The 15,796-nt window shown below is 68.3% G+C and carries 15 protein-coding genes; 13 read left to right on the top strand and 2 right to left on the bottom strand.

Annotated elements, in window-relative coordinates; genetic code table 11:
- Positions 1-7 precede the first annotated feature (7 nt).
- The 3 genes from ACSFB7_RS12130 to ACSFB7_RS12120 all read left to right on the top strand — a co-directional run bounded on the left by ACSFB7_RS12130 (position 8) and on the right by ACSFB7_RS12120 (position 3,728).
- Positions 8-601, top strand: coding sequence for a sigma-70 family RNA polymerase sigma factor (locus ACSFB7_RS12130; RefSeq protein ID WP_435470352.1), 594 nt, complete (start codon positions 8-10; stop codon positions 599-601).
- Positions 598-1,239 carry an NrsF family protein gene (locus tag ACSFB7_RS12125; protein WP_435470350.1) on the top strand — a complete coding sequence of 214 codons (642 nt, stop codon included), beginning with the start codon at positions 598-600 and terminating at the stop codon, positions 1,237-1,239. Before ACSFB7_RS12130 ends, ACSFB7_RS12125 begins: the two co-directional genes overlap by 4 nt.
- Positions 1,240-1,364: 125 nt before the next feature.
- Positions 1,365-3,728 (top strand): DUF6351 family protein, encoded by a 2,364-nt coding sequence (locus ACSFB7_RS12120; protein ID WP_435470348.1) that lies wholly within the window; start codon positions 1,365-1,367, stop codon positions 3,726-3,728.
- A 28-nt stretch (positions 3,729-3,756) separates the two neighbouring features.
- Here ACSFB7_RS12120 and ACSFB7_RS12115 read toward each other — a convergent pair whose 3' ends face one another.
- Together ACSFB7_RS12115 and ACSFB7_RS12110 are read right to left on the bottom strand one after the other, a co-directional pair.
- The gene (locus ACSFB7_RS12115) at positions 3,757-4,464 is read right to left on the bottom strand and encodes a Crp/Fnr family transcriptional regulator (protein WP_435470346.1); all 708 of its coding nucleotides are present in this window, start codon (positions 4,462-4,464) and stop codon (positions 3,757-3,759) included.
- Between the two features lie 35 nt (positions 4,465-4,499).
- A complete protein-coding gene (locus ACSFB7_RS12110; protein WP_435470344.1) occupies positions 4,500-6,014 on the bottom strand; it encodes a helicase HerA-like domain-containing protein in 1,515 nt (504 codons plus the stop codon).
- A gap of 113 nt (positions 6,015-6,127) precedes the next feature.
- Between ACSFB7_RS12110 and ACSFB7_RS12105 the strand changes: the two genes are divergently transcribed.
- From ACSFB7_RS12105 to fabG, 10 genes are read left to right on the top strand one after another with little or no spacing between them, the layout of a single operon-like run.
- Positions 6,128-6,439: a phosphopantetheine-binding protein gene (locus tag ACSFB7_RS12105; protein WP_187110524.1), complete on the top strand. Its 312-nt coding sequence runs from the start codon at positions 6,128-6,130 to the stop codon at positions 6,437-6,439.
- A 5-nt stretch (positions 6,440-6,444) separates the two neighbouring features.
- Positions 6,445-7,089 (top strand): COG4648 family protein, encoded by a 645-nt coding sequence (locus tag ACSFB7_RS12100; protein WP_435470342.1) that lies wholly within the window; start codon positions 6,445-6,447, stop codon positions 7,087-7,089.
- A 16-nt stretch (positions 7,090-7,105) separates the two neighbouring features.
- Positions 7,106-8,815: an ApeI family dehydratase gene (locus ACSFB7_RS12095; protein ID WP_435470340.1), complete on the top strand. Its 1,710-nt coding sequence runs from the start codon at positions 7,106-7,108 to the stop codon at positions 8,813-8,815.
- A complete protein-coding gene (locus tag ACSFB7_RS12090) occupies positions 8,815-9,831 on the top strand; it encodes an acyl-CoA synthetase (protein WP_435470338.1) in 1,017 nt (338 codons plus the stop codon). The genes ACSFB7_RS12095 and ACSFB7_RS12090 overlap by 1 nt, the downstream gene beginning before the upstream one ends.
- The gene (locus tag ACSFB7_RS12085) at positions 9,803-10,453 is read left to right on the top strand and encodes a LolA-related protein (protein WP_435470336.1); all 651 of its coding nucleotides are present in this window, start codon (positions 9,803-9,805) and stop codon (positions 10,451-10,453) included. Before ACSFB7_RS12090 ends, ACSFB7_RS12085 begins: the two co-directional genes overlap by 29 nt.
- Positions 10,454-10,506: 53 nt before the next feature.
- Positions 10,507-12,843: an MMPL family transporter gene (locus tag ACSFB7_RS12080; RefSeq protein ID WP_435471032.1), complete on the top strand. Its 2,337-nt coding sequence runs from the start codon at positions 10,507-10,509 to the stop codon at positions 12,841-12,843.
- Positions 12,843-13,682, top strand: a complete 840-nt coding sequence (locus ACSFB7_RS12075) for a polysaccharide deacetylase family protein (protein ID WP_435470334.1) — start codon at positions 12,843-12,845, stop codon at positions 13,680-13,682. Before ACSFB7_RS12080 ends, ACSFB7_RS12075 begins: the two co-directional genes overlap by 1 nt.
- On the top strand, positions 13,679-14,449 hold the full coding sequence (locus ACSFB7_RS12070; RefSeq protein WP_435470332.1) for a class I SAM-dependent methyltransferase: 771 nt from the start codon (positions 13,679-13,681) through the stop codon (positions 14,447-14,449). Before ACSFB7_RS12075 ends, ACSFB7_RS12070 begins: the two co-directional genes overlap by 4 nt.
- A complete protein-coding gene (locus ACSFB7_RS12065) occupies positions 14,446-14,919 on the top strand; it encodes a hotdog family protein (protein WP_435470330.1) in 474 nt (157 codons plus the stop codon). The genes ACSFB7_RS12070 and ACSFB7_RS12065 overlap by 4 nt, the downstream gene beginning before the upstream one ends.
- Complete coding sequence (gene fabG / locus ACSFB7_RS12060; protein ID WP_435470328.1) at positions 14,916-15,647, top strand: 3-oxoacyl-ACP reductase FabG; 732 nt, start codon at positions 14,916-14,918, stop codon at positions 15,645-15,647. The genes ACSFB7_RS12065 and fabG overlap by 4 nt, the downstream gene beginning before the upstream one ends.
- The last annotated feature ends 149 nt before the right edge of the window (positions 15,648-15,796 follow it).

Here is a 15,796-nt window from a genome sequence, read left to right as displayed (position 1 = left end):
CGGCGAGATGGCACGAAACACCGTAGGCAGCAGGATGCAGCAGATGGGCGACGCGGAAGCGGCGCTGCGGAGCCTGTTCCTTCGTGGCCTCGACGGCGACGCCGGTGCCTACCGCGACTTCCTGCAGAAACTCAGCGCGCACCTGCGCGCCTTTCTGGGCAAGCGCCTCTTTGGCTGGCCCGATGAAGTGGAAGACCTTGTCCAGGAATGCCTGCTCGCCATGCACAACCAGCGCCACACCTACCAGAGCGACCAGCCGTTGACGGCCTGGGTGCATGCGATTGCGCGCTACAAGATGATCGACCTGCTGCGCGCCAAGTCGGTCCGCGAAGACCTGCATGACCCGCTGGACGACGACCTGGCCGTGTTCGCCGAGTCGGCCACCGAGGCCAGCGACGCCAGGCGCGACCTGGGCGGCTTGCTCGACAGCCTGCCCGAGCGCCAGCGCCTGCCCATCGTGCACGTGAAGATCGAAGGCCTGTCGGTGGCCGAGACGGCGAGCCTGACGGGCATGTCGGAATCGGCGGTCAAGGTCGGCATCCACCGGGGGCTGAAGGCCCTGGCCGCCAGGTTCGGCAACAGCTGGGGCGGTGCCGCATGAAGACCGACGACCTCGTGGCGATGCTGGCCACCGGCGACGTGGCGGTGCGGCGGCGCGGCGCGAGCGGGCGCATCGGGCTGGCGGTGCTGGCCGGGCTGCCGCTGTCGTTCGTGATCCTCTTCGTCGAATACGGGCTGCGGCGCGACCTGGTGCAGGCCATGTTCTGGCCGATGTTCTGGGTCAAGGTGCTGTTTCCGCTGTGCATCGCGGCGGCCGGTTTCGTGATGGTGCAGCGGCTCGCGCGGCCGGGCGTCGCGGTGCGGCGCGCATGGGTCGGTGCTGTGCTGCCGGTGCTGGGGGTCTGGGCGCTGGCCGTCGTCGCATGGTTCACCATGCCGGCCGAGGACCAGATGCCCTCGCTCATGGGGCAGTCGTGGCGCATCTGCGCGGCGAGCATCGGGCTGATGGCGCTGCCGGTTTTCGTGGCCACGCTGGTGGCGCTCAAGGGGCTCGCGCCCACGCAGCCCGCACTGGCGGGCGCAGCGGCGGGAGCGCTCGCCGGCGGTGTCGGCGCGGCTGTCTACGCGCTGCATTGCATGGAGCTCACCGCGCCGTTCCTGGCGGTCTGGTACGTGAGCGGGATCGCGGTGCCGGTGCTGGTCGGCGCCGCGCTGGGCCCGCGCCTGCTGCGCTGGTAGGGCCCCGATGTCCCTGTGTGGGACAAACCCTAGTCGGGCCTGAAATGTCGTTCCCATAACAGTCCGCAGAAAACGAAAGTAGTGGAATCGCGTCGCCTTTTTCCTCAAATAACGAAGGAGACACGATGCGAGACATCTATCGAGCAGGGCTCAGGGTACTGGGCCTGTGTGTTTTGGCTTTCCTCATCAACTGCGGCGGAGACGGGGGCGGTGGCAGCGGCTTCCTGCCGATCGTTGCGCCATCGGGCAACACACCGCCCGCGAACAATCCGCCTGACGGCCCTCCGGTGTCGGCAACCGGCGAGCTGAAGATCCGCACGCTGTCGAACCGCGCCGACATGATCAGCGACGGCGATGCCTACATCGAGATCGTGCTGCCCGAGGGCAAGAGCGCACTCGACCTCGCCGTGGACCTGGACGGCAAGGACGTGTCTTCCGCCTTCGCCCTGCGCGCCAACGGCCGCGTGCTCGGCACCGTGACCGGGCTTCGCGTGGGCAGCAACACGCTCACCGCCACGCTCAGGTCGACGAAGACCGGCGCGAAGCTCGCCATCGAGAACTTCGGCCGCGGCGGCAACATCTTCGCGGGCACGCCGGTCCAGCCGTGGATCTGCGCGACGAAGGCCGGCTCGGTCGCCAGCGTGACGGTGCCTGGCACCGGCCTCTCGGCCTCCGTGACGACGCGGGTGAGCGGGCTCGATGCCGATCCGGTCGATGCCGACTGCAATGCGCCCACCGTCTACACCTACTACTACCAGCCCAAGGCCAAGGAGGGCACCGACTGCGGCCAGCAGCCCTTCGGCCCCTACGCCTGCTTCGTGCAGTACGACCCGGCCAAGCGCCCGAAGGATGCCGACATCGCGAACTTCACCACCGACCGCGGCGACACCGTAAAGGCCCTGCTGCGCGTGGAGCTGGGCACGATGGGCCGCAGCGAATACCAGGTGGCGGTGTACTTCGACCCCGCCAAGCCCTGGACGCCGTGGGAGCCGCAGAAGGGCTGGAACGGCAAGGTGCTCTGGAAGATGGGCGCCTCGGCCTCGGGCAACCGCTTCCAGCAGAGCCCGGGCACGGCCCTGTTCGACGACAACGCGCTGCGCGCCGGCTTCATGACCGTCAATTCGCAACTCACGAACCACAACGACAACAACAACGAGTTCCTGGCGGCCGAGAACATCATGATGGTCAAGGAGCACATCGTCGACACCTACGGCGAGATCCGCTTCACCATGTCCGACGGCGGCTCGGGCGGCTCGATGATGCAGACGGTGCCGGCCTCGGTGATGCCGGGCCTGCTCGATGGCTTGCAGACCGGCTACAGCTACCCCGATGCGGTCACGACCTGGATCGAGACGCGCGACTGCGGCAACCTCTGGCGCTACTACGCCACCGGTCCGGGCACGGGCCTTTCGCCGGCGGCGCGGGCGGCCATCGAGGGCCATCCGACGGCCGACTACTGCACCATGTGGGTCTATTCCTTCCTCGCGCCGCAGAGCCCGGTGCAGGCCCCCAACTGCGGCCCGGGCTTTCCGGCGGCGTTGGTGTACGACCCGGTGCTGCGGCCCAACGGCGTGCGCTGCACCATCCACGACGTGATGACCGCGATCCTCGGCACCACCGAGCTGAACGGCAACACCGTGCCCAACCTGCCTTACGACAACGCGGGCGTGCAGTACGGGCTGAAGGCCTTGCGCTCCGGCGCCATCACGCCCGAGGAGTTCGTCGCGCTCAACGAAGGCATCGGCAGTTGGGATGCGGACATGATCTGGTCGGGCGACAAGGCCGTCATTCCCGCTGTGCGCGCGCGGGCGCAGACCAGCGCCATGACCGCGCTCTACCGCAGCGGTCTTGTGAGCTACGCGAAGAACCTCGCGAAGGTGCCGATCATCGACCTGCGGCCCGAACTGGGCGCCGACATCCACATGGCCTGGCGCACCTTCGAGCAGCGCGCGCGGCTCGATGCAGGCAACGGCGGACACGACAACCACGTGGTGCTGGCGAGCGCGGCCGGCACCGGTGTCGCGCTCACGAAGCAGGCCTTCCTGATGATGGACCGCTGGCTGAGCGCCATGGAGGCCGACACCTCGGGCGATGCGAAGGAAAAGAAGGTCGTGAAGAACAAGCCCTCCGACGCGGTCGATCTTTGCCTCGCGACCGCGGGCATGACCAATGCCGAGCTGGTGGACATCGGTTTCAACAGCGCCGCGTGCCCGGTGAAGCCCTACGAGTCGGTGCGCATCGTGTCGGGCGGTCCGCTGTCGGAAGACGTGTTCAAGTGCCAGCTCAAGCCCATCAACTTCGCATCGGCCGACTACGCGGGCATCGGCTTCACGGGCGGCCAGCAGGTTCGCCTGCAGGCGACGTTTCCCGATGGCGTGTGCGACTGGAGCAAGCCGGGCGTGGGGCAGGTGCCGTGGACGCCGACCACCTTCCGCAACGGCCCCGGCGGGCAGGACATGCCGGCCGCGCCGGTGTCCGTGGCGTTCTGACCTTCTGACGTTCTGAGTTCGGCAGCCCTCAACCGGGCTGGTTGTTCGGAAACCTCGACAGGCGCTGCCTGTCGAGCACGTTGATGTAGCCGTAGCCCGTCTTGATGAGCTGGGCCGCTTCGAGTTCGTGCAGCGCCGCGTTCACCCGCTGGCGCGACACGCCGACCATCCAGCCGATTTCTTCCTGGCTGATCTGCAGCGTGGCGTCGGTGTTCGGATAGAGCACCGGATGGAACAGGCTCGCGATGCCGCGCGCCACGCGGGCGGTGGGCTCCAGCAGCCGGTCGAACTTCACCGTCGCGATGAACTGGCTCAGCCGCTCGTTCAGGTGCGACAGCATGAAGTGGTTGAAGGGGACGCTGCGGTCCAGCAACCACGCGAAGGTGTCGCGCGGCAGGTGCAGCGTGGTGGTGGGGCGGGTGGCGGCAATCTCGTACTTGCGCTGCTCGACCTTCAGCAGCGAGCCTTCGCCGATCCAGCCGCCGGTGGCCACGCCGGTGAACATCACGGGCTTGCCGTCGGCCGAGGTGTCCTGCACGCGGAGAAAGCCGCGGATCACGCCGATCCAGCTGTCGGCGATCTCGTTGCGCTGGCAGACGAATTCACCCGGGCCGTGCTCGCGGGTGAAGAGCGCCTTGTAGACCACCTCGCGCTCGCTTTGCGTGAGCACGCGCGGCCAGATGCAGCGCTCCCAGAACTGGTGGACCTCGTTGTCCGACAGCTTGCTGGTGGACATGCGGGGCTCTGGTGCGCAGGTGGTGGTGGCCGGCTTCAGCGCTTCTTGCTGCCGAAGATCCCGCCGAGCACGCCGCGCAGGATCTCCTTGCCGACCGAGGTGCCCATGGTGCGCACCGCCGACTTGGCCATGGTCTGCACGAGGCCATCGCGTTTGCCGCCGCGCGGCCCGGTGCTGCCGAAGATCATGTCGTTGAGCATGCCGCCCACGCCGGAGCCCGATGTTTCTGTCGCAGCCTTGCCTCCCGGCGCGACCACGGGCGCATCGGGCGAGCTTTCGGCGCGGCCCTTGAGCTTTTCGTAGGCCGATTCGCGGTCCACCGTCTTTTCGTAGACGCCGGCCACCAGCGAATTGGCGATCAGCGCCTTGCGCTGGTCGGGCGTGATCGGGCCGAGCTGGCTGCCCGGCGGCAGCACGAACACGCGCTCGGTCACGCTCGGGCGGCCCTTGTCGTCCAGGAAGCTCACCAGCGCTTCGCCGACCGCGAGTTCGGTGATGGCGGTCTCGATGTCGAGGCCGGGCTTTTGGCGCATCGTGCTGGCGGCGGCCTTCACGGCCTTCTGGTCGCGCGGGGTGAAGGCGCGCAGCGCGTGCTGCACGCGGTTGCCCAGTTGGGCCAGCACGGTATCGGGAATGTCCAGCGGGTTCTGCGTCACGAAATAGACGCCCACGCCCTTGGAACGCACCAGCCGCACGACCAGCTCGATGCGTTCCACCAGCGCCTTGGGTGCCTCGTTGAACAGCAGGTGGGCCTCGTCGAAGAAGAAAGCCAGCTTGGGCTGCTCGGGGTCGCCGATTTCGGGCAGTTGCTCGAACAGCTCCGACAGCATCCACAGCAGGAAGGTCGCGTACAGGCGCGGCGAGTTCATGAGCTTGTCGGCCGCCAGGATGTTGATGACACCCTTGCCGCCCACGGTCTGCATGAAATCGGCGATGTTGAGCATCGGCTCGCCGAAGAACTTGTCGCCGCCCTGGGTCTCGATCTGCAGCAGGCCGCGCTGGATGGCGCCCACGCTGGCGGCGCTGATGTTGCCGTACTGGGTGGTGAACTGGCTGCTGTTTTCGCCCACGTACTGCAGCATGGCGCGCAGGTCTTTCAGGTCGAGCAGCAGCAGGCCGTTGTCGTCGGCGATCTTGAACACCAGGTTCAGCACGCCGGCTTGCGTTTCGTTCACGTCGAGCATGCGGCCCAGCAACAGCGGGCCCATGTCGGAAATGGTGGCGCGCACCGGGTGGCCCTGTTCGCCGAACACGTCCCACAGCGTGACGGGGCAGGCGGAGGGCTCGGGCACCTCGATGCCGCGTTCCTTGAGCGTGGCGGCCAGCTTGGCGCCGATGGCGCCTTTCTGGCTGATGCCGGTGAGGTCGCCCTTCACGTCGGCCATGAACACCGGCACGCCGATGCTGGACAGCTTCTCGGCCATCGTCTGCAGCGTGACGGTCTTGCCGGTGCCGGTGGCCCCGGTGATCAGGCCGTGGCGGTTGGCCAGTGCGGGCAGGAGGGTGCACTCGATGGTGTCGTGGCGTGCGATCAGAAGGGGGTCGGCCATGGGCGCTCCGGGTCGTGTCGAAACGGGCAGTCTAATCAAGCGGCACTCCTATAATCCACGGCCGGCACGCTAGTTCCATCGGTAGTTCCGGAAAAAAGTATCAGGAGGTTTTTTTGTCATCGACTGCTCAGCCCCCCCTTCCCGCCACTGGCGACGCGTCAGAACAGTCGCCGATCGAAAAAGAACTGGCTGTGCTGCTGGTGAACGCCTTGAACCTTGAGGTTGCCCCCGAGGACATCGTGCCGACCGATCCGCTGTACGGCGAGGGCCTTGGACTCGACTCGATCGACATCCTCGAAGTCGCACTCGAAGTCTCCCGCCGCTATGGTTTCCAGTTGCGTTCGGACGACGAGCGCAACCAGCAGATTTTTCAGTCGCTGCGCACGCTCGCGACCCACGTCGCACAGCATCGCGCCGCTTCCTGATCCCCATGTCACGATGGCGACTGGCACTCCTGCTGCTGGTGGGAGTCGCCTATGCCGGCCTCTCTCACTGGATGACGCTGTTCCACGCCACGGCGCCGTGGGCGGTGGTGGTGTTGCTCGGTCCCTTGTGGCTCGCCGCGATGGGCTTTGCCGCGAGCTGGTTCGGCCGCTGGGGCTTCGTCGGCATGGCCGCGCTGGGCGTCGGCGGCTTTGCGCTTGTGTTCCTGGGTGAGGCGGGCGACCCGAACCGTCTCTATGTGCTCCAACACGTGGCCATCAACAGCGCGTTGTGCGGCTGGTTCGGCTCCACGCTGCGCGGCAACGGCACGCCGCTGATCACACAGTTTGCCCAGCGCGTTCACCCGCTCAAGGGCCAGATGCTGGCCTACACCACGCAGCTCACGCGCATCTGGACGGGCTACTTCGCCGTCGTGGTGCTGGCGTCGATTGCGATCTACATGACGCGGCCGTTTTCAGACTGGTCGCTGTTCGCCAATGTGCTGTCGCCGGTGATGGTGGGGCTGCTGTTCGTGGGCGAGCATCTGGTGCGCTACCGGCTGCATCCCGAATTCGAACGCACGCGGCTGGTGGACGCTGTGCGCGCGTTCTACGGCACATCGTCGGTGGACCACGGCACCGGCGGCCGATGAAACAGGCGCTGCCCGCGTGACGACAGACATTCAATTCCTGCCGCTGCTCGCGGACCGCGACCCCGATGCCCCCCTGGCCTGGCGTGCCGGCGTACCTGTGAGCACACGGCAGTTCCTGGCCGACGTGGCCCGCTTCGCACCGGTGTTGCCGGGCGAGGGGCCGGCGGTCAATCTTTGCGTCGACCGCTATGCCTTTGCTGTGAGCCTGGGGGCCGCGCTGGTGCGTGGCCACGCGAGCCTGCTGCCGCCCGATGCGCGCCCCGACACGCTCGCCCGCCTGCTCGAATCCGGTGGCTCGCGTCTTTTCGCGCTCACCGACGATCCGAAGCTCCAGACCCCCGGCATGCAGCGCGTGCTGATCGAAGACCGCTCCAGCCTCGAAGGCGATGCAGGCGGCTCGGTGCCGCTGATCGACGGCGCCATGCACGCGGCCAGCCTGCTGACCTCCGGCTCCACCGGCGTCCCGCAGCCGCATGCCAAGACCTGGCGCACGCTGGTGGGCGACGTGAGGGTGGCGGTCAAGCGGCTTTGCAGGGTGCTCGAACGGCCGACGCTGGAGGGCGTGACGCTGGTCGCGACCGTGCCGGTGCAGCACAGCTACGGGCTCGAATCGTCGGTGCTGCTGGCCATGCTCGGCGGCGCCGCCTTCGAGAGCGGCCGGCCGTTCTTTCCGGCCGACGTGGTGCAGACGCTGGCCTCGGTGCCGCGCCCGCGTGCGTTGGTGACCACACCGTTCCACCTCAAGACATTGCTGCTGTCGGGCATCGAGTTGCCGCCGGTCGACCTGATCCTGTCGGCCACCGCGCCGCTGTCGCCGCAGCTCGCGCTGCAGGCCGAGCAGGCCATGGGCGGCGTGCTGCTCGAAATCTACGGCAGCACCGAGTCCGGCCAGGTCGCCACGCGGCGCACGACCGAAAGCGAAGTCTGGGAGACCTTCGGCGAGATCCGCGTCCACGCCGAGCCGGACGAAGCCGGCGGCCCCGAGCGCTTCATCTTCCAGGGCGACTTCATGCCCGAGCCGACGCCCATGGCCGACGTGCTCGAGTTGCTCGACGAACGGCGCTTTCGGCTGTTCGGCCGCGCCAACGACCTGATCCACGTGGCGGGCCGGCGCAGCTCATTGGCGCACCTGAACTACCACCTGAACAGCATCCCCGGCGTCGAGGACGGTGCCTTCTGGCTGCCCGACGAAGTGGCCGATGGCGTGGTGCGTCCGGTCGCCTTTGTCGTTGCGCCGACGCTTTCGGCGGCCGAGATCATTGCTGCGCTGCGGCAACGCCTCGAACCCGTGTTCGCGCCGCGCCGCGTGGTGCAGGTCAAGGCCTTCCCGCGCGAAGGCACCGGCAAGCTCACTGTGCGGGCGCTGCGCGAATTCGCGTTGGCGCAGCTCGCGGAAGACAGCACCCCGGTGCAGATGGCGCTGGCGGTGCCGGCCGACCACCCCGTCTTTGCCGGCCATTTCCCGGGCCAGCCGCTGCTTCCGGGCGCCCTGGTGTTGGCCGAGGTCATGGAAGCCATCCAGCGCGTGCCGGCCCTCGTCACGCGGCTGGGCGCGAGTCCCACGCTCGCGGCGGCCAAGTTCCTGGCGCCTGTGCGGCCGGGCAGCACGCTTTCCATCGAGCTGATTCCGGAGGCCGGGACGGGCCGCGGCGTGCGATTCGACGTGCGTTGCGACGGCGTGGTGGCTGTCAGCGGCCGCTGGGTGGCCGTGCAAGAGTCGGCCTGATGAAGCACACCGACGCCGAGGCGAACGCCGTCAACGAGGCCGCGCAGGCGACCCAGGCCTGCGCGCAGAACACGCAGAAGGGCGACTGGGCCCGTGCGCCCGAACGCAGCAACATGCTGGCGCTGCGCTTCATCTGCCTGATGGCGCTGGTGTGCGGGCGCCACGTCACGCGGCTGCTGCTGCCGCCGATCAGCATCTACTTTCTGCTTTTCGCGCCCGCGCAGCGCCGGCACATCAAGCGCTACCTTTTCAGGGCCATCGGCCCACAGGCCGGATGGATCGACGGCTACCGCCTGCTGCACGCCTTTTCGTCGACCGTGCTCGACCGCGTGTACTTCCTGCGCGGCCGCATGGACCTGTTCAAGGTGACGATCGAAGGCAACGCGCCGATCGATGCCGAAGTCGCGCAAGGGCGGGGCGCTTTCCTGCTCGGCGCCCACGTGGGCAGTTTCGAAGTCATGGGCGCGTGCAAGCAGCAGGTGCATCGCAACAACCTGCGCCTGGCGATGCTGATGTACCCGGACAACGCGCAGCGCATCACAGCCATCCTCAACGCCATCGCGGTGCCCGAGCTGCGGCCCCACGTCATCGCGCTGGGCCGGCCGCACTCGATGCTGGCGCTGCGCGACTGGCTCGACGGCGGCGGCCTGGGCGGCATGCTGGCCGACCGCACCCTGCCGGGCAGCGAAGACCAGCCCGCGCATCAGCGCGGCAACAACATCGTGCTGCCCTTCCTGGGGCAGCCCGCGAGCTTCAACGACGGCCCCTTCCGCCTGGCGGCCTTGCTGCGCCGCAAGGTGTTCTTCATGGCTGGTCTTTATGGCGGTGGTGCGCGCTACGATGTTCGCTTCGACCCGCTGGCCGATTTCGGCGAGCCGGTGTCCAGCGCCGCGGAGCGCGAGCAGCGCATCCGCGCGGCGCTCGAAGCCTATGTCGCGCGCCTCGAAGCGCTGTGTCGCGCCTACCCGTACAACTGGTTCAACTTTCATGATTTCTGGCTCGAAGATTCGGCTTGACTGGCTCTGCAGGGCCGTGGTGCTGGCACTGGCGTTCTGCGCCATGCCGGCCTGGGCGGCGTTCGACCTGCCCGAGCTGATGAGCCTGCTGGCCAAGCAGAAAAGCGGCGAGGCTCGCTTCACCGAACAACGCTTCGTGCACGGCCTCGAAGGCCCGCTCGATGCCAGCGGCACGCTGAGCTTCGACGCGCCCGACAAGCTGGTGCGCCGCACGCTGTCGCCTCGCATCGAGACCATGGCGGTCGAGGGCAACACGCTGACCCTGTCGCGCGGCGGCCGCAATCGCACGCTGGCGCTGGACAGCATGCCCGAGCTGCTCGGCCTCGTCGAAGCCATGCGCGGCACGCTGACCGGCGACGGCGCCACGCTGCAGCGCTACTTCAAGAGCACGGTGACCGGCGCGCCGACCAAGTGGACGCTCGACCTCACGCCCATGGACAGCCGGCTGGCCGCGCAGGTGCGCAGCATCCGCATCAGCGGCCGCGCGAGCGATGTGCTCGGGCTCGAAATGGAATTCGTCGGCGGTGACCGCTCGGTCATGAACATCTCGCCGAATGCGCCTGCGGCCGTGCCCGCCAACGCGGCCCCGTCCGGCCCGGCGACGGGACGCACCACGCCGTGACGACGCAGCAGGCGGGTGGCCCGCCAAGCTGGCGGCGCAGGGCGATCGTGCTGATGGCGTGGTTGCTGGTGCTGCTGTGCGGCGCCGTGGTCATTGCCCGCACGCAGATCGGCGCGGACCTGTCGGCCTTCCTGCCCAAGAGCCCCGACCTTCGCCAGCGCGTGCTGATCGAGCAACTGCAAAGCGGTGTTGCCTCGCGCACGCTGATGCTGGGCATCGAAGGCGGCAGCAGCGCCGAGCAGCGCGCCACGGTGTCGCGCGCGGTCGGCAAGGCCATGCGCGAGAGCCAGCTCTTCGACCTGATCCAGAACGGCGATGTCGGCGACTGGAGCGAAGCCGGCACCTGGGTGTTCGACCACCGCTACCAGTTGTCGCCCGGCGTCGCGCCGGGACAGTTCACCGCCGCCGGCCTGCGCGACGCGATCAACGAAACCCTGTCGATGCTCGGCACGCCGGCCGGCAACGTCATCAAGCCTTTCCTCGACAGGGACCCGACAGGCGAGACGCAACGCATCGCAATGGAACTGGTGCCCGCCAGCGCGCCGCGCAGCGAAGACGGCGTGTGGATGTCGCGCACCGCGCCGCGTGCGCTCATGATCGCGACCACGCGCGCCGCCGGCAGCGACCTCGACGCGCAGGCCGTGGCCATCGCGAAGGTGCACGCCGCCTTCGAGGCCGCCACGCGCGACATGGGCGAGGCCAAGCCGACGCTGCTGCTGAGCGGGCCGCCGGTGTTCTCGGTGATGAGCCGCGACAAGATCAAGACCGAAGCCATCCACCTCGCGATCGTGGGCGGCATCGTGATGGGCGGCCTGCTGTTGCTGGCCTTCGCCTCGCCGCGCGCACTGGTCATCGCCTTCCTGCCGGTGGCAACGGGCGTGGTGATCGGCACGGCAACCGTGAGCCTCGTGTTCGGCTCGGTGCACGGCCTGACGCTAGGCTTTGGCAGCACGCTGATCGGCGAGACCGTCGACTACGCCATCTACTACCTGATACAGGCCCGTGGCGCCGCCGTGGCCGGCACCGGCTGGCAGCGCTGGCGCGAGGTGCATTGGCCCACGGTGCGGCTAGGGTTGCTCACTTCCGTGTGCGGCTTCGCGGCACTGGTGTTCTCGGGCTTTCCGGGGCTGGCGCAGTTGGGCGTGTTCTCCATCGCCGGGCTGGTGTCCGCCGCGTTGGCCACGCGCTATGTGCTGCCGATGCTCGCGCCCGATGGCGCCACCGGCATGGGCATGCGCCGATACATGGCGCAGGCGACCGGTGTGCTGGTGCGCGGCCTGCCGCACCTGCGCTGGCCGCTGGCCGCGCTCGGCGTTGCCGCGCTGGGGCTGGTGCTGTGGCAGGGCGGCCATCTGTGGCGCGCCGACTTGGGCGCGATGAGCCCGGTGCCCAAGGCGGCCCAGCAACTCGACGAAATGCTGCGCAACGACATCGGCGCCAGCGACGGCGGCGTGCTGGTGGTGGCCTATGGCGACGACGAGCAGGCCGCGCTGCGCCACACCGAAGCGGCTGCCGCGCGCCTCGATGCGCTGGTGGACAAGGGCGAACTCGTCGGCTACGAAGCCGTCACGCGTGTGCTGCCCAGCGTGGCCACGCAAACCGCGCGCCTCGCCAGCCTGCCGGATGGCGACACGCTGCGCACCCACCTGACCGAAGCCACGCAGGGCCTTCCGCTGCCGGTCTCGCGGCTTGGGCCATTCCTGGCCGATGTCGAGGCTGCGCGCAAGCTCGCGCCCGTGCAGCGCGCCGACCTGGCCGGCGGGCCGCTCGGCTCAGTGGTGAACACGCTGATGTACCAGCGCCCCGGTGGCGGATGGTCCACGCTGGTCGTGCTGCATCCGGGCAAGACCTTCGACCAGGGCCGGCTCGAAGCCGCGCTGGCCGGCCTGCCCGAGGTGCAGGTGGTCGACGTCGGCCGTGAACTCGCGGGGCTGTACCAGCGCTATCTGCACGAGGCTTTCGTGCAGGTGCTGCTTGGCGCGCTGGCGGTGGTGGTGCTGCTCGGCATCTACCTGCGCTCGTGGCGCCGGCTGCTGGCCGTGTGCCAGCCGCTGGTGTTCGCGGTGATGCTCACGCTCGGCGGCATGGCTGTGATGCAGGCTGCGCTGGGCATCCTGCATCTGGTGGGGCTGCTGCTGATCGTTGCGGTGGGTTCCAACTACGCGCTGTTCTTCGACCAGTTGCGCACGACGGGCCGGGCCGATGAAGACACGCTGGCCTCGCTGATGCTGGCCAACCTGACGACGGTGGTGTCGTTCGGGCTGATCGCGATCTCGGACATTCCGGCGCTGTCGTCGATCGGCCGCGTGGTCGCACCGGGCGCGCTGCTGGCGCTGTTGCTGTCAGCCGCATTCGCGCGGCATGTGGCGCCGCCGAAGACGCAGGGCTGATGGGAAAATCCGCCGCAATGTCTTCCGCGCCCAACCCCTCCGAATCCTGGCCCTGGCCGCCGGCCATGCGCGCCAGTGCGGCGTGGCATGTGGCCGCCATCGGCGTGGGCGTGCTGGTGCCGGGCGCCTTGCCCTGGGCCGTTGGCGCCATCGTGCTGAACCATGCGCTGATCACCGGTGCCGGATTGACGCCCCGCAGCAGCCTGCTGGGCCCGAATGTCACGCGACTGCCCGAGGCGGCAGCCGCACGGCGCGAAGTGGCCATCACCATCGACGACGGTCCGGAGCCCGAGGTCACGCCGCAGGTGCTCGACCTGCTGGACGCGCATGGCCAGCGCGCCACCTTCTTCTGCATCGCCGAGCGCGTGCTGGCGCACCCCGAACTGGCGCGCGAGATCGTGGCGCGAGGCCACAGCATCCAGAACCACACGGCGCAGCATCGGCACAACTTTTCCTTTCTGGGCCCGCACGGTTTCGCGAAGGAAATCGCTCGCGCGCAGGACATCCTGACCGACGTCACAGGCCAGCGCCCGATCTGCTTTCGTGCACCGGCCGGCCTGCGCAATCCCTTTCTCGAACCCGTGTTGCACCGCCTGGGCCTGTCGCTCGTGAGCTGGACGCGCCGTGGTTTCGATACGCGCGAAGGCGATGCTGCCAAGGTGATGGCGCGCCTGGGCCGCAACCTGCAGGCGCGCGACATCCTGTTGCTGCACGACGGCAACGCCGCGCGCACCGCCGAAGGAAAACCCGTTTTGCTGGAGGTATTGCCCTTGTTGCTCGAACGCCTGCGCGCCGATGGATTGCGCGCTGTCACCTTGCCCGAAGGACTGAAGTCATGAGCGCGGTGATGCCGTCGTCGTCGACCGACACCGCATGGAACGAGCTGCACGAAGCTGCCACGATCCCCTACAAGAAGGGCGGCACCTTCGCCTGGCAATTCGCACGCGGCAAGCTGGGGCGCGACCCGGTGTTTCGCGGGTTGCTCGAACGAGGACTGTTCGGTGCGCAGCACCGGCGCGTGGTCGATATCGGTTGTGGCCAGGGCCTGTTCGCGAGCCTGCTGGCATCGATGAGCGCGATGCAGAAAAAGGGGCGCTGGCCGTCGTCGTGGTCTGCCACGCCCGCCGCCGCCGACTACACGGGCATCGAGCTGATGCCGAAGGACGTGGCCCGCGCAGAAGCGTCCATCGGCCATCTGCAGCCCGCGCCCCGGCTGTTGTGCGCCGACATGTGCTCGGCGGCCCTGCCGGACTGTGATCTCGTGGTGATGCTCGACGTGCTGCACTACGTGGACCTCGACGCGCAAGAGGGCGTGCTGCTGCGCGTGCACGATGCGCTGAAGCGCGGCGGCAATCCGCAAGCGCGTTTGTTGCTGCGCGTGGGCGATGCATCGAGTCGGCGCGGTTTTGCGATCAGCCAATGGGTCGACCGCACGGTGACGCGCATCCGCGGCCACAAGGTCTCGCCGACCTGGGGCCGGCCACTGGCCGATTGGAAGGCGCTGTTGCAGCGCCTCGGCTTCCGTGTGGAGAGCATTCCGATGAGCGAAGGCACGCCCTTCGCCAACGTGCTGCTGGTGGCCGACCTGGAGGCCGTTGCTGCATGACGGCACCGCAGACGCTCGACCGCGCGGGCATCGCGCAGCGCATTCCGCACAGCGGCAGCATGTGCCTGCTGGAGCGGCTCGAAAGCTGGGACGCAGATGCAATCCATTGCAGCACCACGACGCACGCACAAGCGGACAACCCGCTGCGTACCGCCGGCGGATTGCTGGCACCGAATGCCATCGAATACGCCGCGCAGGCGATGGCGCTGCATGGCGGTTTGTTGGCCGCCGAAGGCAGCACGCCGTCGGCCGGCTTCCTGGCGAGCGCGCGCAATGTGAAGCTGGCCGTGGCGCGGCTCGACGATGTCGCCGGTGCGTTGCAGGTGCGCGCAAAGCGCCTGTCAGGCGATGATCGCCAGATTCTTTATGAGTTCACGGTGAAGGCCGACGACGGCCGCATGCTGGCCGAAGGCCGCGCCGTGGTGGTCCTGAACACGCCGCTGGCGGCAGAAAGCACAACACCGTCATGAGTCTCGAAGGAAAACGCGCACTGATCACGGGCGCAAGCGGAGCACTCGGCGCCGCGATGGCCGAGCGTTTCGCGCGCGATGGTGCCACGGTGTTGCTGCATGCGAACTCGCGGCCGGAGTCGGTCGAAAAACTGGCGGCGTCCATCACGGCAGCGGGTGGCAAGGCGGAATGCCATGTCTTCGATCTGCGCAGCGACGAAGCCTGTGCAGCCGCGTGCGCGCGGATGCTGGAAGGCGGCCCGATCCAGATCCTCGTGAACAACGCAGGGGTGCACGACGATGCGGTGCTGCCGGGCATGCGCGCTGAGCAATGGCACAAGGTGATCGACGTGTCGCTCAACGGGTTCTTCCGCGTCACGCAGCCCTTGTTGCTGCCGATGATGCGCACGCGCTGGGGGCGCATCCTGAACATCTCTTCGGTGGCCGCGATTGCGGGCAACCGGGGGCAGGTCAACTACGCGGCTGCGAAGGGCGCTCTGAACAGCGCGACCAAGGCGCTGTCGCTCGAAGTGGCGTCGCGCGGGGTGACGGTCAACGCGATCGCGCCGGGGATCATTGCTTCGCCGATGGCGGATGCGGTGTTCGATCAAGCGGTCATCAACCAGATGGTGCCTGTGAAGAGGGCGGGGACGCCCGAGGAAGTGGCGGCGCTGGCAGCCTTTCTTGCGAGCTCGGAGGCCGCGTACATCACGGGGCAGGTGATCTCTATCAACGGCGGGATGATCTAGATTCTGGGTCGTTGGTGTCCGGGGGCTCGGCGATGGGTGCTGTGCCCTTGGGCGGCCGACGTCACCGGCCCTACGGGCTTCCCTGCGCTGCTCACGACGGGCGGGGTCTCGCAGAACTCGCTTCGCTCAAACAGCTGCGAGCCCTGATC

This window comes from Variovorax raffinosi (assembly GCF_051216615.1).
Classification (GTDB): Bacteria; Pseudomonadota; Gammaproteobacteria; order Burkholderiales; family Burkholderiaceae_C; genus Variovorax.
The sequence above is the reverse complement of the archived record's forward strand: the minus strand, read 5'-3'. Positions and strand labels throughout refer to the sequence as shown.